This is a genomic window from Streptomyces sp. NPDC000348, from assembly GCF_042898795.1.
In the GTDB taxonomy this organism is placed as follows: Bacteria; Actinomycetota; Actinomycetes; order Streptomycetales; family Streptomycetaceae; genus Streptomyces.
In genome coordinates this window covers 13,145-38,129 of sequence record NZ_JBIAZD010000020.1, presented here as the reverse complement: position 1 = coordinate 38,129, position 24,985 = coordinate 13,145, and the positions used below count along the sequence as shown (strand labels likewise).

Sequence of the window (24,985 nt, the reverse complement as noted above, 5' to 3'; positions counted from 1 at the left end):
GCCTCGCCACGCACCGCATCCCGAGGGAGCCACCCGTGCCGCGCATGCTCGACGTCAGCGACGAGGTACGCGCCGAGATCGGCGACGAAGAAGCAGCCCGCCTGCTCGCCGGAGAGTCCGCCCCGGGCAGTTACGACTGCACCTCCTGCCGCACCCCGGGCGACCCCGAGCAGGAGCGCACCAGCACCGTCCTGTTCGTCGGGGACGAGACCGCCGTCCTCGCCTTCGCCCACGCCGGCTGCCTGCCCTCGCAGGTCGTCCAGGTCACCGAGGAACAGCTCCAGGGGGCGGTGCGGGCCATCGGCGGCGACACCGGGGAACCGGCCTCCGCGAAGGGCGCCCCCGAACAGGCCGTGCTCGGGGTGACCAGCGGACTGGTCCTGATCTCCGGGGAGTTGCACCCGGCGCTGGTCGTGGAGCCGACCGCGCCGGTCGCGCGGCCCGGTTCGCCCGGGGCCGGCGACGACTTCCTGCCGCTCCTCATCGAGCAGGGCTTCATGCCCCTGACCGAGCTGTCGGCCGTACCGCCGGCGCTGCACGGCTGGTCGGTCCTGCTCGCCGCGGGGCAGCTGCACGCCGTGCTCCAGCCGAACCCGGGCGGCGGCCGTCCGGTGGCCTGGTGGCAGGCGCACCGGCCGCTCCAGGTCACCGACGGCTGGCGGTCGGCCGCCAACAAGCACCGGCAGGTGCTGATGTTCGCGGCCCCGGTCGGCTCGATCGGCCGCCAGCCGCGCGAGGACCTGCTGCGCGACGCGCTGGACAAGGCGGCGGCGAACGGCAAGCTCGTCGCCGCCGCGCTGCCCCTCGCCGGCCTCTGACCGACCCCGCCGGCACCCGGCCGGAGCGCCGTCGGCGAATGCCGCAAAAGGGCCGCATCCCATACGGCACGGGGTCGTTTGGACATACGTGCACGCATACGACGTTCCCCGCCGCCAGTCCCTCGCCTCGGTCCCCGCACCCGTGCGCCCGGCGCAGGTCTCCCGGAGCGGCCTCTCGGCCACGCCGATCTACGACGCCCTCTACACCGAGTACGTCAAGTCCTTCCGTTCGCTGCCGGGTGACCGCAGCGGCGAGGAGGAACTGGGCTTCACCGCCTTCGGGAACATCCCGCACAGTACGGGCTCGTACGGCGGCCACAGCCCGAGCACGTTCGGCGCCTCCCCCGTGGACGGCGCCCCCGGCGCGGGGGCGGGCGGCGGACGCCAGGGCGCCGGACCGCAGTGGCAGCGGGTCGGCGCGGTCGGCCGGACCGCCTCCGGGATGCACCACGTGCCGGCCGGACTGCCGCCGGCCCCGCGCCGGGGCGCCTGACCCGGGGCACGGCGAAGGGGCGGCCCCGGTGGGGCCGCCCCTTCGCCGTGCCTGCCGTCGGCTACTTCTTCTTCCCGCGCTTCTCGCGCACCCGCACGGAGATGTGGATCGGCGTCCCCTCGAAGCCGAACTCCTCCCGCAGCCGACGCTCGATGAACCGCCGGTAGCCGGCCTCGATGAAGCCGGAGGCGAACAGCACGAACCGCGGCGGCTTGGTACCCGCCTGGGTGCCGAACAGGATGCGCGGCTGCTTGCCGCCCCGCACGGGGTGCGGGTGAGCGGCGACCAGCTCGCCGAGGAAGGCGTTCAGCCTGCCCGTCGGGACCCGGGTCTCCCAGCCCTCCAGGGCCGTCTCGATGGCGGGGACCAGCTTCTCCATGTGCCGGCCGGTGCGCGCCGAGACGTTGACCCGCGGCGCCCACGCCACCTGGCCGAGCTCGGTCTCGATCTCCCGCTCCAGGTAGTAGCGGCGCTCCTCGTCGAGGGTGTCCCACTTGTTGTACGCGAGGACGAGGGCGCGGCCCGCCTCCACGGCCATGGTGACGATCCGCTGGTCCTGCACCGAGATGGAGTCGGCGGCGTCGATGAGGACGACGGCCACCTCCGCCTTCTCGACGGCGGCGGCGGTGCGCAGCGAGGCGTAGTAGTCGGCGCCCTGCTGGAGGTGGACGCGCTTGCGGATGCCCGCCGTGTCGACGAACTTCCAGGTCTTGCCGCCGAGTTCGATCATCTCGTCGACCGGGTCACGGGTGGTGCCGGCGAGTTCGTTGACCACGACCCGGTCCTCGCCCGCGACCTTGTTCAGCAGCGAGGACTTGCCGACGTTGGGCCTGCCGATCAGGGCGACCCGGCGCGGGCCGCCGACGGCGGTGCCGAAGGTCTGCGCCGGGGCCTGGGGCAGCACCTCCAGGACCTGGTCCAGCATGTCGCCGGTGCCGCGGCCGTGCAGGGCGGAGACCGGGTACGGCTCCCCCAGGCCCAGGGACCACAGGTACGCGGCGTCGGCCTCGCCGCTCGGGCCGTCCACCTTGTTGGCGCACAGCACGACCGGCTTGCCGGCCTTGCGCAGCAGCCGGACGACGGCCTCGTCGGTGTCGGTCGCGCCGACCTTGGCGTCCACGACGAAGACGACCGCGTCGGCGGCCTCGATGGCGTACTCGGCCTGGGCGGCCACGGAGGCGTCGATGCCGAGGACGTCCTGCTCCCAGCCGCCGGTGTCGACGACCTTGAAGCGGCGGCCCGCCCACTCGGCCTCGTAGGTGACGCGGTCGCGGGTGACGCCCGGCTTGTCCTCGACGACCGCCTCGCGGCGGCCGATGATGCGGTTCACGAGGGTCGACTTGCCGACGTTGGGACGGCCGACGACGGCGAGCACGGGCAGCGGACCGTGGCCCGCCGCCTCGATGGCGCCCTCGATGTCCTCGAGGTCGAAGCCCTCCTCCGCGGCGAGCTCCATGAACTCCGCGAACTCGGCATCGCCCAGCGCCCCGTGGTCGTGCTCGTGCGCACCCTCGTACGCGTCCGAGCCGTCGGGCTGGATGTGGTCGTTCATGAAGTCGGTACCTCGTCGTTCATCGTGGTGATCGGTGGACCACCGCAGTCGGCGGTGGTCCACTACTCAAGTGTTGCTCAGCGCCCGGTGAGGCGCCTGGCGTTTTCCAGGTGCGCGGTGAGCTGCTTCTGGATGCGTTCGGTCGCCTCGTCCAGCGCCGTGCGCGTACGTCTGCCGCTTCCGTCGCCGGCGTCGAAGGGGTCGCCGAAGACGACGTCGACGCGGGAGCGCAGCGGGGGCAGCGCCTTTATCAACCGTCCGGACCGCCCGGAACTTCCCAGGACGGCCACCGGCACGATCGGCGCGCCGCTGCGGACCGCGAAGTACGCGAGTCCCGCGCGGAGCGCGGCGAAGTCGCCCTCGCCCCGCGTGCCCTCGGGGAAGATGCCGAGGACGCCGCCCTGCTCCAGCACGCCCAGCGCCCGGGAGATCGCCGTACGGTCGGTGCTGTGCCGGTCCACCTTCAGCTGGCCGATGCCGGTCAGGAACGGGTCGAGCGGGCCGACGAACGCCTCCTTCTTGATCAGGAAGTGCGTCGGCCGGGGTGCCACGCCCATGACCATGGGGCCGTCGATGTTGTGCGAGTGGTTCACGGCGAAGATCACCGGGCCGGCCGCGGGCACCCGCCAGGCGCCCAGCACGCGCGGCCTGAACAGCCCGTACATCAGACCGACGCCGATGCGCCGGCCGACCTCGGCGCTCCGCACCGATGGGACGTCGGTCACTTCCCGGCCCGCTTCTCCTCGACGAGGGTGACGACACACTCGATGACCTGCTGGAGCGTGAGGTCGGTGGTGTCCACCTCGACGGCGTCGCCGGCCTTGGCCAGCGGGGAGGTCTTGCGGCCGGCGTCGGCCGCGTCCCGCTTGATCAGGGCCTCGCGGGTGGTGTTCAGGTCGGCGCCCTTGAGCTCGCCACTGCGGCGGGCGGCACGGGCCTCCGCGCTGGCGGTGAGGAAGATCTTCAGGTCGGCGTCGGGCAGCACGGTGGTGCCGATGTCGCGGCCTTCGACGACGATGCCGGTGACGGCGGAGGCGGCGATGGACCGCTGCAGCTCGGTGATCCGGGTCCGTACCTCGGGGACCGCGGAGACCGCGCTGACCTTGGAGGTGACGTCCTGTCCGCGGATCGGGCCGGCCACGTCGACGCCGTCGACGGTGATCGTCGGGTCCTGGGGGTCCGTACCGGAGACGATCTCGGGCTTCCCGGCGACGGCGGCGATCGCGGACGGGTCGTCTATGTCGATGCCGTTGGTCACCATCCACCAGGTGATCGCCCGGTACTGGGCGCCGGTGTCCAGGTAGCTCAGGCCGAGCTGCGCCGCCACGGCTTTCGACGTGCTCGACTTGCCCGTGCCGGAGGGGCCGTCGATGGCGACAATCACGGGCTGGGCGGCGCCGTTTTCCACGGGGGAACACCTTCCTGGTGCGGTGGAGTGGTGTGTGCGGGGCGCGGACACGCCCCGCACCAGGTTACCGGCCCCCCGGAACCCTTCCGACAAGCGGACGATCAGGCCCTGCGGGGGAAGAGCAGCCCCCGGGCCCTCCCCCGCTCCGGACCGTCACTGCCGGATCGCCCAGCCCCGCTCCCGCAGTCCCGCGGTGAGGACCGGGGCCGCCTTGGGCTCCACCAGGAGCTGGACCAGGCCGGCCTGCTGTCCGGTGGCGTGCTCGATGCGGACGTCCTCGATGTTGACGCCGGCGCGCTCGGCGTCCGCGAAGATGCGGGCCAGCTGGCCGGGCTGGTCGTCGATGAGCACCGTCACGGTCTCGTAGACGCGCGGCGCGGAGCCGTGCTTGCCCGGGACGCGGACCTGGCCGGCGTTGCCGCGGCGCAGCACGTCCTCGATGCCGGTGCTGCCCTCGCGGCGCTTGTCCTCGTCGGAGGACTGCAGCGCGCGCAGGGCGCGCACGGTCTCCTCCAGGTCGGCGGCGACGTCCGTGAGCAGGTCGGCGACCGGCCCGGGGTTCGCGGAGAGGATGTCGATCCACATCCGGGGGTCGGAGGCGGCGATCCGGGTCACGTCCCGGATACCCTGCCCGCACAGTCGTACGGCGGCCTCCTCGGCGTGCTCCAGGCGCGCGGCGACCATGCTGGACACCAGGTGCGGCATGTGGGAGACGAGGGCCACGGCCCGGTCGTGGGCGTCGGCGTCCATGACGACGGGCACGGCCCTGCAGTACGAGACCAGCTCCAGGGCGAGGTTCAGCACCTCGGTGTCGGTGTCCCGGGTCGGGGTCAGCACCCAGGGACGCCCTTCGAAGAGGTCCCCGGTGGCGGCCAGCGGACCGGACCGCTCGCGGCCGGACATCGGGTGGGTGCCCATGTACGGGGACAGGTCGAGCCCGCGCTCCTGCAGCTCGCGGCGCGGTCCGCCCTTGACGCTGGCCACGTCGATGTAGCCGCGTGCCGCACCGCGCCGCATCGCGTCGGCGAGCACGTCGGCCACGTGGGCGGGCGGGGCGGCGACGATCGCCAGGTCGACCGGCCCGTCGGGCGTCCCGTCCGTGCCGGCGCCCAGTGCGGCGGCCGTACGGGCCTGCTCCGGGTCGTGGTCGGTGAGGTGCACGACGACGCCCCGCCGGGACAGGGCGAGCGCGGCGGACGTGCCGATCAGTCCGGTGCCGATGACGAGTGCGGTCCTCACTGGGCGATGTCCTTGCGCAGGGCGGCCGCCGCGCCGAGGTAGACGTGCGCGACGTCGGCGCGGGGCTTGTCGCACTCGACGTGCGCGAGGACCCGGACCACGCGGGGCATGGCGCCCTCGATGTCCAGTTCCTGGGCGCAGATCAGGGGGACGTCGACGATGCCGAGACTGCGGGCGGCGACGGCCGGGAAGTCGCTGTGCAGGTCGGGCGTGGCCGTGAACCAGAGGCTGATGAGGTCGTCGGTGTGCAGGCCGTTGCGCTCCAGGATCGCGGTGAGCAGCGCGCCGACCCGCTCCCCCATGTGACCGGCCTCGTCCCGCTCCAACTGGACGGCCCCCCGGACCGCGCGTACCGCCACGACGATGCTCCTTGCTGACGTGCGTGTGTGCTGTTCGGTCATCCAGCGTAGTCAGCCCGCGCCGGGGCGGCGCCGGGCGCTCGCCCGCTGAGACGGGTGATATGAGCGTTTGAAACGCTTTGTCGTGAGTTGCTTCCTGTTCGGCGCATTCGGTGTCAGGATGCGGGAACCGCGACCCCGGGAGTGATGACATGGCCCTTCGTGCGACGCGCCGCACGGTCCTTCTGGCGACAGGTGGGGCGGCACTGGCCGCGGGCTGCGGCCCGGACGGCGGGGACGGCGGCGCGAACGGCAGCGGGGGCGGCGGCACGGACGGAGCCTCGCCGGACACCGCCGGGCAGGAACTGGCCTCGACCGCCGGCGTACCGGTGGGCGGGGGCACGGTCATCCCGGACGAGAAGATCGTGATCACCCAGCCGGAGGAGGGCGGTTTCAAGGCCTTCTCGGCGATCTGCACCCACCAGGGCTGTGTCGTGGCCGACGTCGCGGACGGCACCGTCAACTGCGCCTGTCACGGCAGCCGCTTCAGGATCACCGACGGCTCGGTGGCACAGGGCCCCGCGACCCGGCCCCTGCCCGAGGAGCCGATCACGGTGGAGGGAAATTCGATCCGCCGGGCGTGATCCACCGCGTACGCTCCCGGGCATGCGCCCCGAGACCCTGGTCGGCGACCACACGATCTACGCCTGCGTCATGGGCTCGCGCGCCTTCGGTCTGGCCACGGAGTCCAGCGACACCGACCGCCGGGGCGTCTTCCTCGCGCCCACTCCCCTGTTCTGGCGCTTCGAGAAGCCGCCGACGCATGTCGAGGGCCCGGCCGAGGAGCAGTTCAGCTGGGAGCTGGAACGCTTCTGCGAGCTGGCTCTGAGCGCCAACCCCAACATCCTGGAGTGCCTGCACTCCCCGCTCGTGGAGCACGCCGACGCCACCGGCCGCGAGCTGTTGTCCCTGCGGGAGGCGTTCCTCTCCCGCAGGGTCCACGAGACGTTCACGCGGTACGCCCACGGCCAGCGCCGCAGACTGGAGGCCGACGTCCGCGCCCACGGCGTCCCGCGCTGGAAGCACGCGATGCACCTGCTCCGCCTGCTGATCAGCGCCCGCGACCTGCTCCGTACCGGCACCCTCACGGTCGACGTGGGCGAGGAGCGCGAGCCGCTGCTCGCGGTGAAGCGGGGCGAGGTCCCCTGGCCGGAGTTCGAGGCGCGGATGGCCCGCCTGGCGCAGGAGGCCGAGCGGGCCGCCCACCGCAGCCCGCTCCCCGCCGAGCCGGACCGCCGCCGGGTGGAGGACTTCCTCGTCCGCACCCGCCGCGCCTCAGCCCTCCAGGCGGATCCGTACGACGAGGTCGTGCAGGGCGTCGTACGCGGTGGGGGCGTCGGGCAGGGCTGACGCCGCCTGCGCCTCGTCCAGCACGCCGTGCAGCCGCTCCACGTCGGCCCGCGCGCGTGCGCGGTCGACGGGGGCGTCCCCGTGCTCGCGCTCCGCCTTGGCGGCGATCAGCTCCGGCAGGTGGTCCGGGGCGGCCGCGACCTCCCCGGCGAGGGTGGGCAGATGGGGCTGCACCTCGCCGGAGCGCATCAGGTGGATGCCGGTGAGCAGCACCCGGAAGGTGTAGAGCAGCGGTTTGAGTTCGCCGGTCCTCTCGAACAGCCGCCACTGGGTCCGCGCGAAGCCCCGGTAGTGGTGGGCGTGGTGGCGGGTGAGGACACCCGGGGCGAGCGCGACCAGTTCCCGGTGCGCGTCGGTGGTGTGCACGACCAGCGGGGACAGCAGCTGCTCCAGGACGTAGCCGTTGCGCCGCAGCATCAGGCGGACGAACTTGCGCAGGTCGTGCGTGACCAGGTCCATCTCGACGCCGTCCCGGACCCACATCCGGGACCGGGTCCCGTCCGGCTCGCGCAGCCCGACGAGGTCGGCGGCGGGCAGCAGGTGCACGCCCCGCAGGTCCACGTCGGAGTCGCGGGACGGGAAGCCGTACAGGTGCGCGCCGGAGACGGTGGCGAACAGCACCGGGTCGGGCTGTTCGGCGATCACCGGGCTCAGGTCGAGGTCCAGGGCGTCGGTCATCGGTCAAGCGTCCCAGAGCGTTCCCAGCGCCAGCAGGTCGGCCCGGTACTCGATGCGGTCCGCCCACTCGGCGGGCCAGGCGTCCGCGCCCAGGTACGCACCGGCGAAGGCGCCCGTCAGGCAGGCGATGGAGTCGGAGTCGCCGGCCGTGCAGGCGGCGCGGCGCAGGGCGGTGAGGGGTTCGTCGACGAAGAGGAGGAAGCAGAGCAGGCCGGTCGCCAGGGCCTCCTCGGCGATCCAGCCCTCGCCCGTGGCCAGGCAGGGGTCGGTCTCGGGCGAGACGGTGCGCGCGGCGTCCCGGAGGCGTTCCAGGGCGCCCAGGCACTCGTCCCAGCCGCGCGCGATGAAGTGCTCGGGGGTGGGGTCCTGGGCGCGGGTCCACAGGTCGCCGAGCCAGAACTCGTGGTAGCGGGTGCGGTTCTCGTAGGCGTAGGAGCGCAGCAGCCCGATCAGGCCGGTCGGCTCGGCGCCCTCGGCGAGCAGCCGTACGGCGTGCGCGGTGAGGTCGGAGGCGGCGAGCGCGGTGGGGTGCCCGTGGGTGAGGGCCGACTGCAACTGGGCGGCGCCGGCGCGCTGTTCGTCGGTCAGTCCGGGGGCCAGGCCCACGGGCGCGACGCGCATATTGGCGCCGCAGCCCTTGGAGCCGATCTGGCTGGCGTCCTGCCAGGGCCGGCCCTCGCGGGCCAGCAGGTGGCACGCCTTGAGGCAGGTGCTGCCCGGCGCGCGGTTGTTCTCGGGCGACCGCCACCACTCCACGAACTCCTCGCGCACCGGCCGCTCCAGCCGCTTCGGGGCGAGCGGTCCCCGGTCCATGGCCGTGCGCAGCCCCCGCCCCAGCGCGAGGGTCATCTGGGTGTCGTCGGTGACGATCGCCGGCCTGGGCAGGTCCATCCCCCGCCAGGGGCCGAACGTGGCGAGGATGGACGGGACGTCGTTGAACTCGGTCGGGAACCCCAGCGCGTCCCCCAGGGCGAGCCCGGTGAGCGCGCCTGTCGCGGCGCGCTTGGTGACGGTGGTCGTCGTGGTCATGCGGGGCGTCCTTCCGGGGTCGGCCGGAGCAGGGGCGGATGGAGGGCGGTGGCGGTGCCCGCGCGGTAGAGCGCGGCGGGTTTGCCCCGGCCGCCGGTGAGGCGCGCGGCGCCCGGGACGGCTTCGACGAAGCCCGGGGTGGCGAGCACCTTCCGCCGGAAGTTGGGCCGGTCCAGGGCGGTGCCCCAGACGGTCTCGTAGACCTGTTGCAGCTCGCCGAGGGTGAATTCGGGCGGGCAGAAGGCGGTGGCCAGGCAGGTGTACTCGAGCTTGGCGCCGACGCGTTCCCGCGCGTCGGCCAGGATGCGGTCGTGGTCGAAGGCGAGCTCCCGCGCGGAGTCGTACGGCGTCCAGCGGGCCTGTGCCGCGTCGCTGCCGCCGTGCGCCTCGGGGGCGTCGGGCAGGAGGGCGGCGAAGGCGACGGAGACGACCCGCATCCGGGGGTCGCGGCCAGGTTCGCTGTAGGTCCGCAACTGCTCCAGGTGCAGCCCGGAGACGTCCGTCAGCCCGGTCTCCTCGCCCAGTTCGCGCCGTGCGGCGCGCTCCGCGGACTCGTCCGGCCGGACGAAGCCGCCGGGCAGCGCCCACCGTCCGGCGTACGGCTCCTGGCCGCGCTCGACGAGCAGCACGTGCAGCGCGCCCGCGCGGAGGGTGAACACGGCGAGGTCGACGGTGACGGCGAAGGGCTCGAAGGCGTGTTTGTCGTAACCGTCCATGACCCGCACCCCCTTTTATAGTCACAACGACTATAAAAGGGGGTGCGGGTCGGTGACAAGCCTTTAGAGGTCGACCTCCTGCATCAGCATCCCGACCTCGGTGTTGGACAGCCGCCGCAGCCAGCCCGACTTCTGGTCGCCCAGGGTGATCGGTCCGAAGGCGGTGCGCACCAGCTTGTCGACCGGGAAGCCGGCCTCGGCGAGCATCCGGCGCACGATGTGCTTGCGGCCCTCGTGCAGGGTCACCTCGACGAGGTAGTTCTTGCCGGTCTGCTCCACGACCCGGAAGTGGTCCGCGCGCGCGTAACCGTCCTCCAGCTGGATGCCGTCCTTGAGCCTCTTGCCCAGGTCGCGCGGGATCGGGCCCACGATGGCCGCCAGGTACGTCTTCTTCACGCCGTACTTGGGGTGGGTCAGGCGGTGCGCCAGCTCTCCGTGGTTGGTGAGCAGGATGACGCCCTCGGTCTCGGTGTCGAGCCGGCCGACGTGGAAGAGCCGGGTCTCGCGGTTGGTGACGTAGTCACCGAGGCACTGCCGGCCCTCCGGGTCCTCCATCGTGGAGACGACACCGGCGGGCTTGTTCAGCGAGAAGAACTGGTACGACTGGGTCGCGACGGTCAGGCCGTCGACCTTGACCTCGTCCTTCTCCGGGTCGACCCGCCTGCCCTGCTCGAGGACGATCTCGCCGTTGACCTCCACCCGCGCCTGCTCGATCAGCTCCTCGCAGGCACGCCGGGAGCCGTAGCCCGCGCGGGCGAGCACCTTCTGCAGCCGCTCCCCCTCCTGCTCGGCGCCGGGGAAGGTCTTGGGCAGCTTGATCTCCTTCTTGCCCGCGTACCGCTCCCGGTTGCGCTCCTCGGCCCGCGTCTCGTACTCACGGGACGTGGCCGGGGCGCTGCGCCCCCGCTGCTGGGGCCGCTTCGGACCGCCCTTGGCGCCGCCGCGGGCCGAGGGGCCGCGGCCCGACTTCGGACCGTCCTGGGTGGCGCCGGGTCCCACGTCGTAGCGCCGCTCCTCCGGGCGCGGCTTCTTCGGACGGCCGCCCTGTTGGTTGTCGCGGTTGCCACCGGCGCCGCGGTGGCCACCGCCGCTCCCGCCGCGGCCGCCGCTGTTGCCACCACGGCTCCCGCCGTTGTTTCCGCTGCTGTTCCTGCCGCTGCTGCTTCGCATCAAAGTTCCGTCTTGTCGTCTGCGTCCTCGGAATCCGGGGCGTCCGGATCGAACGACGGGACCGCTTCCAGCGTCTCGGCCTCGATCGCCTCCGCCTCCGGGAGGAAGGGCGCGAGCTCCGGGAGCTCGTCCAGACCGCGCAGGCCCATCCGCTCCAGGAAGTAGTTCGTCGTCGTGTACAGGATCGCACCTGTTTCGGGTTCCGTGCCCGCCTCCTGGATCAGACCGCGCTGCAGGAGGGTGCGCATCACGCCGTCGCAGTTGACCCCGCGCACGGCGGAGACGCGGCTGCGGCCGACCGGCTGCCGGTAGGCGACGACCGCGAGGGTCTCCAGGGCGGCCTGGGTGAGCCGGGCATGCTGGCCGTCCAGGACGAAGCCCTCGACGGCGGCGGCGTACTCGGGGCGGGTGTAGAAGCGCCAGCCGCCCGCGACGAGACGCAGCTCGAAGCCGCGGCCCTGGGCGGCGTACTCGTCGGCCAGCTCGCGCAGCGCGTCCGCGACCTGGCGCTTGGGGCGCTCCAGGATCCTCGCCAGGTGTTCCTCGGTCGCGGGCTCGTCCACGACCATGAGGACCGCCTCGAGGGCGGGCCTGAGATCGAGCTCCGCGACGGTGCGCGGCCCGGCGGGGGGCCCGGTCGTCTCCTCGCTCACGGCTTCCTCTCTTCCTCGGGCTGCTCCGGCGGCCGGTCGAACTCGTCGGTGACCGTCGGCGTGACGTCCGTGTCCCCGCCGGTCCAGCGCACGGTCAGCTCGCCGAGCGCGGCCTCCTGGTCGAGGGCGACGGCCTTCTCGCGGTACAGCTCCAGCAGGGCGAGGAACCGGGCCACGACGGTCAGGGTGTCGTCCGTGTCCTCGACCAGGGCCCGGAAGTTCGCCTCACCGAGTTCCCTGAGCCGGGCGACGACGATCCCGGCCTGCTCCTGCACGCTGACCAGCGGGGCGTGGATGTGGTCGACGTAAACCTGCGGCCTGGGCCTGGGCTGCATCGCCTTGACCGCGAGCCCGGCGAAGCCCTCGGGGCCGATGCCGATGACGACCTCGGGCAGCAGCTCGGCGTACCGCGGCTCCAGCCCGACGGTACGGGGGTGGCGGCGGGCCTCGTCGTCGAGGCGCCGGCTGAAGATGCCGGCGATCTGTTTGTACGCGCGGTACTGCAGCAGCCGCGCGAACAGCAGGTCCCGGGCCTCGAGGAGGGCGAGGTCGGCCTCGTCCTCCACCTCTGCGGCGGGCAGCAGCCGGGCCGCCTTGAGGTCCAGCAGCGTGGCCGCCACGACCAGGAACTCGGTCGTCTCGTCCAGGTCCCAGTCGGACCCCATGGCCCGGATGTACGCCATGAACTCGTCGGTCACCCCGGACAGCGCGACCTCGGTGACGTCCAGCTTGTGCTTCGCGATCAACTGCAGCAGCAGGTCGAACGGCCCCTCGAAGTTCGCCAGCCGGACCGTGAACCGCCCGTCGTCGTCCTCACCGGCGCCCGCCCCCGAAGCACCCTGTGCGGAATCCGCCCCGGCCGCCTCCGCCGGCGCGGGTTCCGGTGCGCCGGCGGCCGGACCGTCCGGTCCTGCCGCCGTCCCCGACGCACGCACGACGCTCTCCGCGGCCGCGTCCTGCGCCAGGGGCGCCACCGGCCCGGCCGGTGGCGGCCCCCCGGGAAACATCCCGTCGCCCGCCCGCTCCACGGTCGCCGGCCCCGTCTCCCCGGGCACGGCGGCCCCGCCCTCCGGAAGGATCACCGGCTGGCCCGACTCCGCGGGCGACGCGAGCGGCCCGTCCTCCGGCGGGGTTTCCGCGGTCTCCTCGCCGGTCGCGGCCGGCTCCGCGGCCGTGGTCTCCGGTGCCGCCGCCGGTGAAGGTCCCGGAGGAGTCCCCGCGCCCTCCTCGGGCGTCCCACGCCCGGCGGGCGGGCCGTCCGACGTCGTGCCCGGTCCCCTGCCCAGGGTGCGCCGGCGGGGCGGCCGGGCGCCGGAGGCGGGTGCGTCGTTCGAGGTCATGGCCTCCGCAGGCTACCGCTACCGTCCCCGGAGACGTCGTACGAGGATGCTGGCGTCCCCACGGCTCTCCAGGTCGGCGAGGACCACGGCGACCGCCTCACGGACGATGCGGCCCCGGTCCACCGCCAGCCCGTGCTCGCCGCGCAGCACCAGCCGCGCGTGTTCGAGGTCCATCAACTCCTCGGCGGAGACGTACACGGTGATCTTCTCGTCGTGCCGCTCACGGCCGCTGGGCCGCCGTGACGCCGCCCGCCCCCGCTTGCGCTGGGCCGCACCGTCCTGCGCCGCCTGACGCCGCCCGGCGCCCGCCGCGTCGCGGCTGCGGGACTCCCCGGCCCCGTCCGGCTCCGCGTCCGCCGCGACGTGCTCCGCGCCCTCCCCGTCGCCGCCCTGCGCGGGCACCGACTGCGGCGCGTCCTCCACGGCGGCCGCCGCCGCGTCGCCCTCCCCCGCGGGTGCGGGGACACGGGCGTCGCCGTTGGCCTGGCGCCTGGGGGTCGACGCCTGGAGCGCCATCCCCCCTGTCGTACGGAAGAGTTCGTCGGCCCCCGGCAGACTCACTCGGCGTGACACCGGGCGAGCACCTCCCTGGCGAGCTGGCGGTAGGCGGCGGCACCGACGGAGTTGGACGCGTACGTGGTGATCGGCTCACCGGCGACCGTGGTCTCCGGGAAGCGGACCGTGCGCCCGATGACCGTGTGGTAGACGTGGTCGTCGAACGCCTCGACCACGCGCGCGAGCACCTCACGGCTGTGCACCGTGCGCGAGTCGTACATCGTGGCGAGGATCCCGTCGAGCTCCAGGTCGGGGTTGAGCCGCTCCTGGACCTTCTCGATGGTCTCGGTCAGCAGCGCCACACCGCGCAGCGCGAAGAACTCGCACTCCAGCGGCACGATCACCTTGTGCGCGGCGGTCAGCGCGTTGACCGTGAGCAGGCCGAGCGAGGGCTGGCAGTCGATCACGATGTAGTCGTAGTCGTCCATCAGCGGCTTCAGCGCCCGCTGCAGCGTGGACTCGCGCGCGACCTCGCTCACCAGCTGCACCTCGGCCGCCGACAGGTCGATGTTGCTGGGCAGCAGGTCCATGTTGGGGACCGCGGTCTTCAGCAGCACCTCGTCGGCCGCCATGCCCCGCTCCATGAGCAGGTTGTAGACGGTGAGGTCGAGTTCCATCGGGTTGACGCCGAGACCGACCGACAGCGCGCCCTGCGGGTCGAAGTCGACGAGCAGCACCCGGCGTCCGTACTCCGCGAGCGCGGCACCCAGGTTGATGGTCGACGTGGTCTTGCCGACGCCGCCCTTCTGGTTGCACATCGCGATGATCTTCGCGGGACCGTGATCGGTCAGCGGACCCGGGATCGGGAAGTACGGCAGCGGGCGCCCGGTCGGACCGACGCGCTCACGGCGCTGGCGCGCCGCGTCGGGCGCGAGCGTGGCCGCGTACTCGGGATCGGGCTCGTACTCGGCGTCGGGGTCGTAGAAGTGCCCCTCGGGCAGTTCGTCGTAGTCGGCGAAATGGTTGTGGGGCGCGCCACTTCCGTCGCCGGCCATGGCGTTCACGTGATGGCCATCCATGCTCTGGTGTGCTGGGTGAGTCACCCCTGGAGTCCGGTGACTCCGGTGGGCTGCGAAGGTGCGCACAGCGACGGAGCCGACAGCAGCGAATCCCGCGGGCTCCTGGTCCGGCGCAGGCATTCCTGGTTGACCACCCCCGGGAGTAAATGTCGACTCATTCACAAGTCGTCTTACCTCCTTGGTGACCAGGAAACTTCTGGACAGGTCAGCGTGGCACCATGCCGACGATTGGCGACTCTATGGCGTGTCGGCCGTCCGCAGCAACACAATCCGCCGGACCCGGCCCGATGTGTCGGCAATGAAACATCCCTCTGTCAAGGGCGTACGGCCGTCGCACGGCAGGTTTCACAGGTGTGCGAATCGGTAGAAGGGTTACGTTCGAGGCGAGTCGCCCCGGAATCAGGAAGTGACCATACACACATCGGGCCGGACCTCGCGGGGCAAGGTCCGGCCCGACACCTGACGTTGACGACGGATGTTGACCTGTCGCCTTTGCCGGTGGGCGACTTGGTCGACTTACCGTCCTCGCGACTCAGCCGAGCAGCGAGGCGAGTTCCACGTGCTCCAGGCCGTGGGCCTCGGCGACCTCCTTGTAAACCACCTTGCCGTCATGCGTGTTGAGACCCTTGGCGAGCGCGGGGTCACGGCGCAGCGCCTCCACCCAGCCGCGGTCGGCGAGTTCGACGATGTACGGCAGCGTGGCGTTGGTGAGCGCGTAGGTGGAGGTGTTGGGCACCGCGCCGGGCATGTTGGCGACGCAGTAGAACACCGACTCGTGGACCTTGAAGGCCGGCTCGGCGTGCGTGGTCGGGTGGGAGTCCTCGAAGCAGCCGCCCTGGTCGATCGCGATGTCGACAAGGACACTTCCCGCCTTCATCCGCGAGACCAGCTCGTTGGTGACCAGCTTCGGGGCCTTGGCGCCGGGGATGAGGACCGCGCCGATCACGAGGTCGGCCTCCAGGCACGCCTTCTCCAGCTCGAAGGCGTTGGAGACGACGGTCTGGATCTTCGTGCCGAAGATCCTGTCCGCCTCGCGCAGCTTGTTGATGTCCTTGTCGAGCAGGGTCACGTGGAAGCCCATGCCGATGGCGATCTGCGCGGCGTTCCAGCCGGAGACGCCGCCGCCGATGACCACGGCCTTGCCGGCCAGCACGCCCGGGACGCCGCCGGGCAGCACGCCGCGGCCGCCGTTGGCGCGCATCAGGTGGTAGGCGCCGACCTGCGGGGCGAGCCGGCCCGCGACCTCGGACATCGGGGCGAGCAGCGGCAGGGCGCGGCCCGGCAGCTCGACGGTCTCGTAGGCGATCGCGGTGGTGCCGGACTCCAGGAGGGCGTCCGTGCACTCCCTGGACGCGGCCAGGTGCAGGTAGGTGAAGAGGGTCTGGTCCTTGCGCAGGCGGTGGTACTCCTCCGCGATGGGCTCCTTGACCTTCAGCAGCAGGTCGGCGGCGGCCCAGACCTCGTCGGCGGTGTCCAGGATCTGCCCGCCGGCGGCGACGTACTCGCCGTCCGGGATCGAGGAGCCGACGCCGGCGCCGCGCTCGATGACGACCTGGTGGCCGTGGCGCACCAGCTCGTGCACGCCGGCGGGGGTGATGGCCACCCGGAACTCGTTGTTCTTGACCTCGCGGGGGATGCCGACCTTCACGTCGATCACGGTCCTTGGCTCAGAGGGTATGGGGTATCGCTACGCATACCCGGGCGCACACGGGCACACCGGGAGAGACCGCAGGAGATGGTGCGGCAGAGCCAGTTTAATGAAGGTGTTCCCGCTGTCTAGCCTTTCATTGCTTCAATCTTCGGCGGATGAGCTACGGATTTCGTAGGCGTTAGCTCCATGTTCCGGCTCGGAGTCGTCCTCCAGGGCCTCCTCTGCCAGCATGCGCTCGGCCGTGTCCCGGTGCAGCGCGGCCGACGCGGGGTCGCCGAGGTGCTCGTAGGAGTCGGCGAGCCGCAGGTGCAGCGCGGCCTGCAAGCGGGTGTCCTCGGCCCTGCCCGCCCACTCCACGGCCTCCCGGCAGGTGCGCAGCGACTCGTCGAGCCGCCCCGCGTACTCCTGCACCCGGGCCAGTTCGCTCAGCGCCCGTGCCTGTGCGGCCACGTCCCCCTGCCTGCGGTGTCCGGCGACGGCCGCACGCCAGTTGCGCAGCGCCTCGCCGTAGCGGCCGGCGTAGGTGTGGGCGGCGCCGATACGGCCGTAGAGGCGGGCGGCGTCCTCGCGCTCGCCGCGGGCCAGCCGTTCGACCAGGGCGCGGCCGAACCAGTCGGCGGCCCGGTCGTAGTCCCCGAGTTCCAGGTGGGCGCCGCCCACGGATTCCATCGCGCGGCCGGTCGCGTACGGGTCGTTCGCCTCGCGGCCGGCGTCCAGCGCGTCCCGGTAGCGCCCCAGGGCGTCGGCGGTGCGGCCGGTGCGGGCGTCGAGGTCGCCGAGGTTCAGCAGGGCCGCCGCCCGCTCACGGGGCAGGTTCCGGCGCTCGGCGACGTCGAGGACCAGGCCGTGGAGGTCGTACAGGTCGCTCGCGGCGGCCTGGGTGCCGAAGTGGGCCACCATGGCCCGCACCAGCTGGGACATCAGGCGCCGGGCGAGGGTGTCCAGTTCCCCGTCGGCGACCGCGAGCCGCGCGGAGGCCAGCAGGGCGGGACGGCGCACGCGCAGCCAGTCGGCGGCGGCCCGCGGGCCGGGGAAGCGCAGGGCGCGCGGCATGCCGAGGAGCTTCTCGCGTGCCTGGAGGCTGTCGGTCTCGGTGATCGCCCTGCACGACTGGAGCAGCCGTACGGTCCGTTCCAGCATCCGGGCGCGGGCCAGCTGCAGCTCGGCGGGCCGTTCGTGGTCCTCGGCGAGGGCGCGCAGCAGGGGCTGCAGACAGCAGGGCACCTCGTACTGCGGCAGCGACGAGCCCACCGCGCGCAGCAGCCCGTGGGCGACGAAGTCGTCCAGGGTGGCGCGGGCGGACTCCACCGAGCAGCCGGCGAGGGCGGCGGCGGTGTGCGGGTCGGCCAGACCGGCCGGGGCGAGGCTGAGCAGCCGCAGTGTGCGGGCGGCCGGCGCGGGCAGCGAGGCGTGCACGAACCTCAGGACGCGGCTGACGACGGTGTCCTGGCCGGGGTCCGTGTGCAGTTGCCTGGCGAGGTCGGCGACGGCGGCCTTGGGCCGGGCGGCGAGCCAGCCCCCGGCCAGCACCAGGGCGGCCGGCTGGCCCTGGCACTGCTCGGCGAGCCGCTCGGCGGCCCGGGGGTCGACCGTGATGCGCACCGATCCGGTGAACCGGGAGAGCACTTCCACCGCGGACTTGGTGTCGAGGCCGCCGAGGGTGCAGGGGCGGACGTCCGCGATGCCGGTCAGCGGCCCCGAGGAGACGGCGACGGCCAGGCAGTCGGGGTTGTCCGGCAGCAGCGCGTCGACCTGCCCGGCGTCGGCCGCGTCGTCCAGCAGGAGCAGCACCCGGCGGTCGGCCAGCGCGGTGCGCAGCGCCTCGCTCAGTTCGTCCTCGCCCGCCCCGGCCGGGGCGGGCGCCTCCAGCGCGTCGAGCAGTTCCCGCGCGGCGCGCTCGACGGGCACGCGGGTGCCGTCGGGTTCGCTCAGCCGGGCGCGCAGCACGCCGTCGGGGTAGCGGTCGGCGACCTGGCGTACGAGTTCCCCGGCGAGGGCACTGCGGCCGGAACCGGGCCGGCCGGCGATGAGCAGCACGCGCGCGCGGGGCGCCTTGCGGCCGGAGAGGGTGTCCAGTCCCGCGCGCTCGATGTCGGCGCGCAACTCCTTCAGCTCCCTCGTACGGCCCAGGAATCGACCCTCGCCGGCAGTGTCCCGAAGGAACCGCACACCGTCTGGGTCCACCGCCTGATCCGTCACGGGCCTCACTCCCGTCCCACCGCGCGCGCAAGCCCGCCGGGGCTCCGGATCGGGCGTTTTCCAGAGCCTAGTTCACGCTCTGCGACGTTCCCGGTGGAGCGCGGCGGACACATCCCCCGATCGGATCAGCCGATGGTCATATCACCATGCGCGCGGGGCGGGATCATGCCTCGAACGGACGCGCCGGCCACGGCGCCTGAGCCGGGCGCAGCGCGTCCAGGCCGTCACCGGCCCGTGCGGCGACCAGCGAGAGGACGCCCACCACCAGGCAGTTGTTGTGCAGCTCGCCGGCCAGCACGCCGCGCACCAGCTCCTCGACCGGGACCCGGGCCAGCTCCATGTCGGCCTCCTCGTGCTCGACCACGAAACGCTCGCCCTCGGCCTCGGACAGCCCCCGGGCCAGGAAGATCCGTACGGCCTCGTCGCAGCCGCCGGGCGTGGTGTAGACGTCGGTCAGCACCCGCCAGTCCTCCGCCTTGACGTGCGCCTCCTCGTACAGCTCGCGCTGGGCGGCGCGCAGCGGGTTCTCGCCGGGGACGTCGAGCAGGCCGGCCGGGATCTCCCACAGCCTGTGGCGCACGGGATGCCGGTACTGGCGCAGCACCAGGACCCGGTCGGCGTCGTCGAGGGCGAGGACGGCCACGGACCCCGGGTGGACCTGGTAGTCGCGGTGCACCACGGTCCCGTCGGGCATGACCACGTCGTCGGTGCGGACGGAGGTCTTGTTGCCCGTGAACGGGGTCTCGGTCCCGCGGACCTCCCACTCCTCCGGGGTGTCCTTGATCGTCATGGCTGTCCTTCCCGACGTACGGCGGTCGCGCGCGTGCCGTGCGTGAACATGTGCGAAAAAGTGGCCGGGACGCGCCCCTGGTGGAGGTCCGCGTCCCGGCCACCGTACAACCGGGTGTGCTACTTCGAGATCTTCCGCTCGACCGAGGCCTTCACCAGGCCCGCGAAGAGCGGGTGCGGACGGGTCGGACGGGAGCGCAGCTCCGGGTGCGCCTGGGTCGCGACCAGGTACGGGTGGACCTCACGCGGGTACTCGACGTACTCGACGAGCTTGCCGTCCGGGGAGGTGCCGGAGAAGACGATGCCCGCCTTCTTCTCCAGCTCCGCGCGGTAGGTGTTGTTCACCTCGTAGCGGTGCCGGTGCCGCTCCTCCACGTACTCCTTGCCGTCGTACACCTCGCGCACGATGGAGCCCTCGGCCAGCTTGGCCGGGTACATGCCGAGCCGCATGGTGCCGCCCATGTCGCCCTCACCGGCGACGATGTCGAGCTGCTCGGCCATGGTGGAGATCACAGGGTGGGCGGTGCCCGGGTCGAACTCGGTGGAGTTGGCGTCGGAGATGTCCGCGAGGTGGCGCGCGGCCTCGATCACGATGCACTGCAGACCGAGGCAGAGGCCCAGCAGCGGGATCCGGTTCTCACGGGCGTACTTGATCGCGCCGACCTTGCCGAGCACACCGCGGTCGCCGAAGCCGCCCGGGATGCAGATGCCGTCGACGTCGCCGAGCTGCGCCTGGGCGCCGGCCGGGGTCTTGCAGTCGTCGGAGGTGACCCACTTGATCTTCACGCGGGCCCGGTGGGCGAAGCCGCCCGCGCGCAGCGCCTCGGTGACCGAGAGATAGGCGTCGGGCAGGTCGATGTACTTGCCGACCAGGGCGAGGGTGATCTCGTGGTCGGGGTTGTGGACACGGTCGAGCAGGTCGTCCCAGGTCGTCCAGTCCACGTCCCGGAACGGCAGGTCCAGCTTGCGGACCACATAGGCGTCCAGGCCCTCGCCGTGCACGGTCTTCGGGATGTCGTAGATCGAGCGGGCGTCGGGGCAGGCGACCACGGCGGTCTCGTCGACGTCGCACATCAGCGAGATCTTCCGCTTGATCGCGGTGGGCACCTCGCGGTCGCAGCGCAGCACGATCGCGTCCGGCTGGATACCGATGTTGCGCAGCGCCGCGACCGAGTGCTGGGTCGGCTTCGTCTTCAGCTCGCCCGAGGGGCCGATGTACGGCAGGAGCGAGATGTGCACCACGAACACGTTGTCGCGGCCGACCTCGTGCCGGACCTGGCGGACGGTCTCCAGGAACGGCAGCGACTCGATGTCGCCGACCGTGCCGCCGACCTCCGTGATCACGACGTCCACCTCGTCGGTGGCCATGCGGCGGATGCGGTGCTTGATCTCGTTGGTGATGTGCGGGATGACCTGCACGGTGTCGCCCAGGTACTCGCCGCGCCGCTCCTTGGCGATCACCGTCGAGTACACCTGACCGGTGGTGACGTTGGCGGAACCGTCCAGGTCGCGGTCGAGGAACCGCTCGTAGTGGCCGATGTCCAGGTCGGTCTCGGCGCCGTCGTTGGTGACGAACACCTCACCGTGCTGGAAGGGGTTCATCGTCCCCGGGTCGACGTTCAGGTACGGGTCGAGCTTCTGCATCACGACGCGCAGGCCCCGGGCCTTGAGCAACATGCCCAGGCTGGAGGCGGTGAGCCCCTTGCCGAGCGAGGAGGCGACACCCCCGGTGACGAAGATGTGCTTGGTCGTCGAAGATTTGGGCGGCATGGCCAAGAGGGGGCTCCCGTGGTCGCGGCTTGTGGGTGCGGTTCCGGGGCTTTCTGGCCCACCGGTCCACGGGCTACCAGCGTATCAGCGCCGCGGGGCGATGGCTCCCGGCCACGCTCCGCACACGCGCCGGCACGGGGCGGGCACCGCACACCGGCCCCTCACCCCTTGGTCACTCGTTCGGCGGGGCCGGGTTGTCCGGAGCGGCACACAGATCATCTACGTGCGTCGTATCCTGCTCGGACACTCACTGCCGAGCCCGTCCGGCCGAACGGCACCACCCCCGCCCGTGACTTCCGGAACAACGTGGGCTCGTCAGTTCGTTGAGCAGAGATTGGCGCTTTTGCCTTCACGGCCGAGCGACTGCTTTGCTTCACAGCTCAACGACGTATTTCAAAACCCCTTGACCGCACTAGCGACAGCCCCCTCGCAGGGGTGACGTGGCCGTTCGACTGGAGTTGCACGTGGCCGGGCGCATCGAAGACTACGCACTCATCGGAGACATGCAGACCGCTGCCCTGGTCTGCCGGGACGGCACGGTGGACTGGCTGTGCCTGCCCCGTTTCGACTCCCACGCCATCTTCGCCGGCCTGCTGGGCACCGAGGAGCACGGCTTCTGGCGGCTGGGTCCCGCGCACGCCGACGAGGCCGAGCCGCCCAGGGCGACCCGGCGCGGCTACCGCGGCGACTCTCTGATCCTGGAATCGGAGTGGGACACCCCGCGCGGCACGGTCCGGGTGACGGACTTCATGCCCCCGCGCGACGGCGCCCCGCAGCTGATCCGGATCGTGGAGGGCGTCTCGGGCCGGGTGCCCATGCGCTCGGCGCTGCGGATGCGGTTCTCCTACGGCAGGATCGTCCCGTGGGTGCACCGGCACGAGGGACGCACGGTCGCCGTCGCGGGCCCGGACTCCGTGTGGTTCGACACCTCCGCGCAGACCTACGGCGAGTCGCTGACCACGTACGCGGACTTCACCGTCGCGCCGGGCGAGCGGATCGCGTTCACCGTCTCCTGGGAGCCCTCGCACAAGCAGCCTCCGCCGCTGCCGGAGCCCGAGCAGTCGCTGGAGGCGACCGAGGAGTTCTGGCGCGAGTGGGTGGAGCACTGTACGTACCACGGCCCCTACCGCGAGGCCGTGATCCGCTCCCTGATCACGCTCAAGGCGCTGACGTACGCCCCGACCGGCGGCATCGTGGCCGCGCCCACCACCTCCCTGCCGGAGGACATCGGCGGCGTCCGCAACTGGGACTACCGCTACACCTGGCTGCGGGACGCGGCGATCACCCTGTCCTCGCTGCTGCGCACGGGCTACCGCGAGGAGGCCCGCGCCTGGCGCGAGTGGCTGCTGCGCGCGGTGGCGGGCGACCCGGAGAACCTGCAGATCATGTACGGAATCGCCGGTGAGCGCGAGCTCGGCGAGGCGGAGCTGGACTGGCTGCCCGGCTACGAGAACTCCGCCCCGGTCCGGGTGGGCAACGGCGCCGCGCACCAGCTCCAGCTGGACGTGTACGGCGAGGTCACCGAGGCCCTGCACCTGGCGCACATGACCGGTCTGGCCCGCAACGACTACGCCTCGGTGCTCCAGCTGAAGCTGATCCGCTACCTGGAGGACCACTGGCAGGAGCCGGACGAGGGCATCTGGGAGGTGCGCGGCCCGCGCCGCCACTTCGTGCACTCCAAGGTGATGGCCTGGGTCGCCGTCGACCGCACCATCAAGCTGATCGAGTCAGGCGACGCCGACGGCCCGCTGGAGCGCTGGCGGCAGCTGCGCGACGACATCCACCGGGACGTGTGCGAGAAGGGCTACGACAAGGAGCGCAACACCTTCACGCAGTCCTACGGCTCCAAGGAGCTGGACGCCTCCCTGCTGCTGATCCCGCAGGTGGGCTTCCTGCCGCCGGACGACAAGCGGGTGATCGGCACCGTCGAGGCGATCCAGCGCGAGCTGTCCACGTCCGACGGGTTCATCCTGCGCTACCCGACGGAGGGGCAGCACGAGGGCGTCGACGGCCTGCCGGGCGACGAGGGCGCGTTCCTCGCCTGCTCGTTCTGGATGGCGGACGACCTGGCGATGATCGGCCGCGTGGACGAGGCGCGGAAGCTCTTCGAGAAGCTGCTCGCCCTGCGCAACGACCTCGGCCTGCTGGCGGAGGAGTGGGACCCGCACCTGAAGCGCCAGGTCGGCAACTTCCCGCAGGCCTTCAGCCACGTGCCGCTCATCGACACGGCCCTGCGGCTGACGGCCTCGGGGGCGTACGGGGGCTGAGGCCCGCCACCCGGGCGCGAGCGCCATCAGGGGTGCGCTCGCCGCCGGGGTCGCCCGCCGTGGCCGGGACCGGGGCGATCTCGTCCGGGCCGGCCGCCGCGCAGGCGTCCGTGCGGGCCCGCACGGTGCCGGCGTCGCCGATCAGGCCGACCGTGGCCGCCGCCTCGGCCGGCAGAGCCCGTGACAGCGCGTCGGCCCCGGGCCCGCGGATGTACCCGTGACATCCGCGCAGGTAGCGTCCGGGTATGGACAGCGGATACGACACCCGGGGCGCCGGGATCACCGTGCGGCGGGCGCTGGAGCTGCCCGGGCTGCGCAGTGGGCTGCCGGAGGTCGTGGCGGGCGCCGACCGGCTGCGGCGCACGGTGCGCTGGGTGCACGCCGGTGAGGTGCCCCACATCGCCTCGCTGCTCAAGGGCGGCGAGCTGCTGCTGACCACCGGCTACGGGCTCGGCACCCGCCCGGCCGACCAGCGGGCGTTCGTGCGCACGCTGGCCGACCGGGGCATCGCGGCCCTCGTCGTCGAGCTCGGCCCGCGCTTCACCCGGCTGCCCGCCGCCCTCGTCGAATCGGCCCGGGCGGCGGGGCTGCCGCTGGTCCAGCTGCACCGCGAGGTGCCGTTCGTGGCGGTCACCGAGGAGATCCACACCGAGATCGTCAACGGGCACTACGCGCTGCTGCAACGCGCGGAGGAGGTGCACCGCCGCTGCACCGAGGCGCTGCTGGGCGGCGGCGGGGTCCCCCGGGTCCTGGAGATCCTCGCCGGGTTCACCGGCAACCCGGCGTTCCTGGAGACGACCGACGGCCGGCTGCTGTACGCGGCCGGTGAGGGACCCGAGGGCGCGGATCCGCTCCAGGTCTGGGAAGGGCTGCGCGACCGGCACCAGGACGACCCGCCGGCCGGTTCGGCGCTCGTGGACGTGCCCGGCGGCGGCCCCGGCAGCGGCGGCGTACGGGCGCGTCTGGTGCTGCTTCCGGTGCGCAGCGCGCCGGAGCCGGTGCACCGTATGGCGGCCGAGCGGGCGGCCGGCCTGCTCGCCGTGGTGCTGATGCAGGCGCGTCAGGAGGAGGAGCTGGCCGCGCGGGGGCGCGGGGACTTCCTCACCGACCTCGCCGAGGGCCGCGTCGACGCGGCGGACGCGCCCGCGCAGGCGCGCGTGCTGGGCTTCAAGCCGGGCTCCGGACCGCTGCTGCCGGTGGTGATGCGGCTCGGCGACGCGCTGTCCCCGCAGGGCGGCGGCTGGGCGGTGCTGGCCCGCGCGGTGGGCGAGGAACTGGCCTCGCTCGGGGTGCCCGTCCTGCTGGGGGTGCGGCCGGTGGAGGGGCGGGTGCCGCTGCTGCTGGGGCTCCGCGCGGAGGCCGACCGGCCGGCGGTCGCGGACCGGGTGGCGGCGGCGCTGCGGGCCGGCGTGGAACGTGCGGGGATGCTGCGGCCCGGGGGCCGGCCGCCCGCCGTGGTGGTCGGGCCGGCCGGCGGCTGGGCGGCGGCGTCCACGGGCCTGCGGCACGCGGCGGAGACGGCGACGGCGGCCCAGGGCCTGCCGGACCGCCCCTGGTACGACGCCCGGCGGCTGGACATCGACCTGCTGCTGTGGCGGCTGCGCGACCACCCGGACCTGGCGGACTTCGTGGACCGCGCGATCGGTCCGGTGCTGGACCACGACCGCCGTTCCAAGCCGCCCCTGCTGCCCACCCTGGAGAGCTATCTGGCGCACGCCGGACGCAAGGCGGAGACGGCGCGCGACCTCCATCTGAACCGGCAGACGCTCTACAACAGGCTCGCCCGCATCGGCGAGCTGCTGGCCACCGACCTCGACGACCCGCACACGGTCCTGGCGCTGGGCCTGGCCCTGCGCGCCCGACGGCACGTGCCCTGACCGCGAGGGCCGGC

Annotated in this window: 23 protein-coding genes; 6 read left to right on the top strand and 17 right to left on the bottom strand. The window is 72.8% G+C overall.

Annotated features, from left to right (window positions below):
- Positions 1–35: 35 nt before the first annotated feature.
- Together ACFY3N_RS30235 and ACFY3N_RS30230 are read left to right on the top strand one after the other, a co-directional pair.
- Positions 36–818, top strand: a complete 783-nt coding sequence (locus ACFY3N_RS30235) for a hypothetical protein (protein WP_390819960.1) — start codon at positions 36–38, stop codon at positions 816–818.
- Positions 819–906: 88 nt separating this feature from the next.
- Positions 907–1,311 (top strand): hypothetical protein, encoded by a 405-nt coding sequence (locus tag ACFY3N_RS30230; protein ID WP_390819959.1) that lies wholly within the window; start codon positions 907–909, stop codon positions 1,309–1,311.
- Positions 1,312–1,372: 61 nt separating this feature from the next.
- Here the strand turns inward: ACFY3N_RS30230 and der are convergent, their stop codons facing one another.
- The 5 genes from der to aroH form a co-directional block, all read right to left on the bottom strand.
- Positions 1,373–2,863, bottom strand: coding sequence for a ribosome biogenesis GTPase Der (der, locus tag ACFY3N_RS30225; protein ID WP_390819958.1), 1,491 nt, complete (start codon positions 2,861–2,863; stop codon positions 1,373–1,375).
- A 77-nt stretch (positions 2,864–2,940) separates the two neighbouring features.
- Positions 2,941–3,588, bottom strand: a complete 648-nt coding sequence (locus tag ACFY3N_RS30220; RefSeq protein ID WP_390819957.1) for a lysophospholipid acyltransferase family protein — start codon at positions 3,586–3,588, stop codon at positions 2,941–2,943.
- Positions 3,585–4,271, bottom strand: coding sequence for a (d)CMP kinase (gene cmk / locus ACFY3N_RS30215; RefSeq protein WP_390819956.1), 687 nt, complete (start codon positions 4,269–4,271; stop codon positions 3,585–3,587). Before cmk ends, ACFY3N_RS30220 begins: the two co-directional genes overlap by 4 nt.
- A gap of 153 nt (positions 4,272–4,424) precedes the next feature.
- On the bottom strand, positions 4,425–5,510 hold the full coding sequence (locus tag ACFY3N_RS30210) for a prephenate dehydrogenase (RefSeq protein ID WP_390819955.1): 1,086 nt from the start codon (positions 5,508–5,510) through the stop codon (positions 4,425–4,427).
- On the bottom strand, positions 5,507–5,869 hold the full coding sequence (gene aroH / locus ACFY3N_RS30205; RefSeq protein WP_390819954.1) for a chorismate mutase: 363 nt from the start codon (positions 5,867–5,869) through the stop codon (positions 5,507–5,509). Before aroH ends, ACFY3N_RS30210 begins: the two co-directional genes overlap by 4 nt.
- 191 nt (positions 5,870–6,060) lie before the next feature.
- Here aroH and ACFY3N_RS30200 point away from each other — a divergent pair, with 191 nt between their 5' ends.
- Together ACFY3N_RS30200 and ACFY3N_RS30195 are read left to right on the top strand one after the other, a co-directional pair.
- On the top strand, positions 6,061–6,492 hold the full coding sequence (locus ACFY3N_RS30200; protein WP_390819952.1) for a Rieske (2Fe-2S) protein: 432 nt from the start codon (positions 6,061–6,063) through the stop codon (positions 6,490–6,492).
- Positions 6,493–6,514: 22 nt separating this feature from the next.
- The gene (locus ACFY3N_RS30195) at positions 6,515–7,258 is read left to right on the top strand and encodes a DNA polymerase beta superfamily protein (RefSeq protein WP_390819951.1); all 744 of its coding nucleotides are present in this window, start codon (positions 6,515–6,517) and stop codon (positions 7,256–7,258) included.
- On the opposite strand, the gene ACFY3N_RS30190 is transcribed toward ACFY3N_RS30195, so the two are convergent.
- The 12 genes from ACFY3N_RS30190 to ACFY3N_RS30135 all read right to left on the bottom strand — a co-directional run bounded on the left by ACFY3N_RS30190 (position 7,184) and on the right by ACFY3N_RS30135 (position 20,827).
- Positions 7,184–7,936, bottom strand: a complete 753-nt coding sequence (locus ACFY3N_RS30190) for a DNA polymerase beta superfamily protein (RefSeq protein WP_390819950.1) — start codon at positions 7,934–7,936, stop codon at positions 7,184–7,186. The genes ACFY3N_RS30195 and ACFY3N_RS30190 overlap by 75 nt on opposite strands.
- A gap of 3 nt (positions 7,937–7,939) precedes the next feature.
- Positions 7,940–8,965, bottom strand: coding sequence for an ADP-ribosylglycohydrolase family protein (locus ACFY3N_RS30185; RefSeq protein WP_390819949.1), 1,026 nt, complete (start codon positions 8,963–8,965; stop codon positions 7,940–7,942).
- On the bottom strand, positions 8,962–9,681 hold the full coding sequence (locus ACFY3N_RS30180; protein WP_390819948.1) for an NUDIX domain-containing protein: 720 nt from the start codon (positions 9,679–9,681) through the stop codon (positions 8,962–8,964). Before ACFY3N_RS30180 ends, ACFY3N_RS30185 begins: the two co-directional genes overlap by 4 nt.
- Before the next feature lie 63 nt (positions 9,682–9,744).
- Positions 9,745–10,851: a pseudouridine synthase gene (locus ACFY3N_RS30175; RefSeq protein WP_390819947.1), complete on the bottom strand. Its 1,107-nt coding sequence runs from the start codon at positions 10,849–10,851 to the stop codon at positions 9,745–9,747.
- Positions 10,851–11,504 (bottom strand): SMC-Scp complex subunit ScpB, encoded by a 654-nt coding sequence (gene scpB, locus ACFY3N_RS30170; RefSeq protein WP_390819946.1) that lies wholly within the window; start codon positions 11,502–11,504, stop codon positions 10,851–10,853. The genes ACFY3N_RS30175 and scpB overlap by 1 nt, the downstream gene beginning before the upstream one ends.
- Entirely contained in the window at positions 11,501–12,844 is a 1,344-nt protein-coding gene (locus ACFY3N_RS30165) for a segregation and condensation protein A (protein WP_390819945.1), read from the bottom strand. Before ACFY3N_RS30165 ends, scpB begins: the two co-directional genes overlap by 4 nt.
- An 18-nt stretch (positions 12,845–12,862) precedes the next feature.
- Positions 12,863–13,417, bottom strand: a complete 555-nt coding sequence (locus ACFY3N_RS30160) for a hypothetical protein (protein ID WP_390819944.1) — start codon at positions 13,415–13,417, stop codon at positions 12,863–12,865.
- Positions 13,402–14,538 (bottom strand): ParA family protein, encoded by a 1,137-nt coding sequence (locus tag ACFY3N_RS30155; protein WP_390819943.1) that lies wholly within the window; start codon positions 14,536–14,538, stop codon positions 13,402–13,404. The genes ACFY3N_RS30160 and ACFY3N_RS30155 overlap by 16 nt, the downstream gene beginning before the upstream one ends.
- A 412-nt stretch (positions 14,539–14,950) precedes the next feature.
- On the bottom strand, positions 14,951–16,075 hold the full coding sequence (ald, locus tag ACFY3N_RS30150) for an alanine dehydrogenase (RefSeq protein WP_390819942.1): 1,125 nt from the start codon (positions 16,073–16,075) through the stop codon (positions 14,951–14,953).
- Between the two features lie 135 nt (positions 16,076–16,210).
- A complete protein-coding gene (locus ACFY3N_RS30145; RefSeq protein WP_390819941.1) occupies positions 16,211–18,268 on the bottom strand; it encodes a tetratricopeptide repeat protein in 2,058 nt (685 codons plus the stop codon).
- A 163-nt stretch (positions 18,269–18,431) separates the two neighbouring features.
- Entirely contained in the window at positions 18,432–19,058 is a 627-nt protein-coding gene (locus ACFY3N_RS30140) for an NUDIX domain-containing protein (protein WP_390819940.1), read from the bottom strand.
- Positions 19,059–19,177: 119 nt separating this feature from the next.
- The gene (locus ACFY3N_RS30135; protein ID WP_390819939.1) at positions 19,178–20,827 is read right to left on the bottom strand and encodes a CTP synthase; all 1,650 of its coding nucleotides are present in this window, start codon (positions 20,825–20,827) and stop codon (positions 19,178–19,180) included.
- Positions 20,828–21,291: 464 nt separating this feature from the next.
- Here ACFY3N_RS30135 and ACFY3N_RS30130 point away from each other — a divergent pair, with 464 nt between their 5' ends.
- Together ACFY3N_RS30130 and ACFY3N_RS30125 are read left to right on the top strand one after the other, a co-directional pair.
- A complete protein-coding gene (locus ACFY3N_RS30130; protein WP_390820058.1) occupies positions 21,292–23,094 on the top strand; it encodes a glycoside hydrolase family 15 protein in 1,803 nt (600 codons plus the stop codon).
- A gap of 245 nt (positions 23,095–23,339) precedes the next feature.
- Positions 23,340–24,971, top strand: coding sequence for a PucR family transcriptional regulator (locus ACFY3N_RS30125; RefSeq protein ID WP_390819938.1), 1,632 nt, complete (start codon positions 23,340–23,342; stop codon positions 24,969–24,971).
- The last annotated feature ends 14 nt before the right edge of the window (positions 24,972–24,985 follow it).

What these genes read in the sequence shown, in the direction of transcription:
- der (WP_390819958.1), bottom strand. Translation starts at nt 2,863, where the DNA reads ATGAACGACCACATCCAGCCCGACGGCTCGGACGCGTACGAGGGTGCG.
- ACFY3N_RS30200 (WP_390819952.1), top strand. Translation starts at nt 6,061, where the DNA reads ATGGCCCTTCGTGCGACGCGCCGCACGGTCCTTCTGGCGACAGGTGGG.
- ACFY3N_RS30195 (WP_390819951.1), top strand. Translation starts at nt 6,515, where the DNA reads ATGCGCCCCGAGACCCTGGTCGGCGACCACACGATCTACGCCTGCGTC.
- ACFY3N_RS30190 (WP_390819950.1), bottom strand. Translation starts at nt 7,936, where the DNA reads ATGACCGACGCCCTGGACCTCGACCTGAGCCCGGTGATCGCCGAACAG.
- ACFY3N_RS30185 (WP_390819949.1), bottom strand. Translation starts at nt 8,965, where the DNA reads ATGACCACGACGACCACCGTCACCAAGCGCGCCGCGACAGGCGCGCTC.
- ACFY3N_RS30180 (WP_390819948.1), bottom strand. Translation starts at nt 9,681, where the DNA reads ATGGACGGTTACGACAAACACGCCTTCGAGCCCTTCGCCGTCACCGTC.
- ACFY3N_RS30175 (WP_390819947.1), bottom strand. Translation starts at nt 10,851, where the DNA reads ATGCGAAGCAGCAGCGGCAGGAACAGCAGCGGAAACAACGGCGGGAGC.
- ACFY3N_RS30165 (WP_390819945.1), bottom strand. Translation starts at nt 12,844, where the DNA reads ATGACCTCGAACGACGCACCCGCCTCCGGCGCCCGGCCGCCCCGCCGG.
- ACFY3N_RS30155 (WP_390819943.1), bottom strand. Translation starts at nt 14,538, where the DNA reads ATGCCTGCGCCGGACCAGGAGCCCGCGGGATTCGCTGCTGTCGGCTCC.
- ACFY3N_RS30140 (WP_390819940.1), bottom strand. Translation starts at nt 19,058, where the DNA reads ATGACGATCAAGGACACCCCGGAGGAGTGGGAGGTCCGCGGGACCGAG.
- ACFY3N_RS30135 (WP_390819939.1), bottom strand. Translation starts at nt 20,827, where the DNA reads ATGCCGCCCAAATCTTCGACGACCAAGCACATCTTCGTCACCGGGGGT.
- ACFY3N_RS30125 (WP_390819938.1), top strand. Translation starts at nt 23,340, where the DNA reads ATGGACAGCGGATACGACACCCGGGGCGCCGGGATCACCGTGCGGCGG.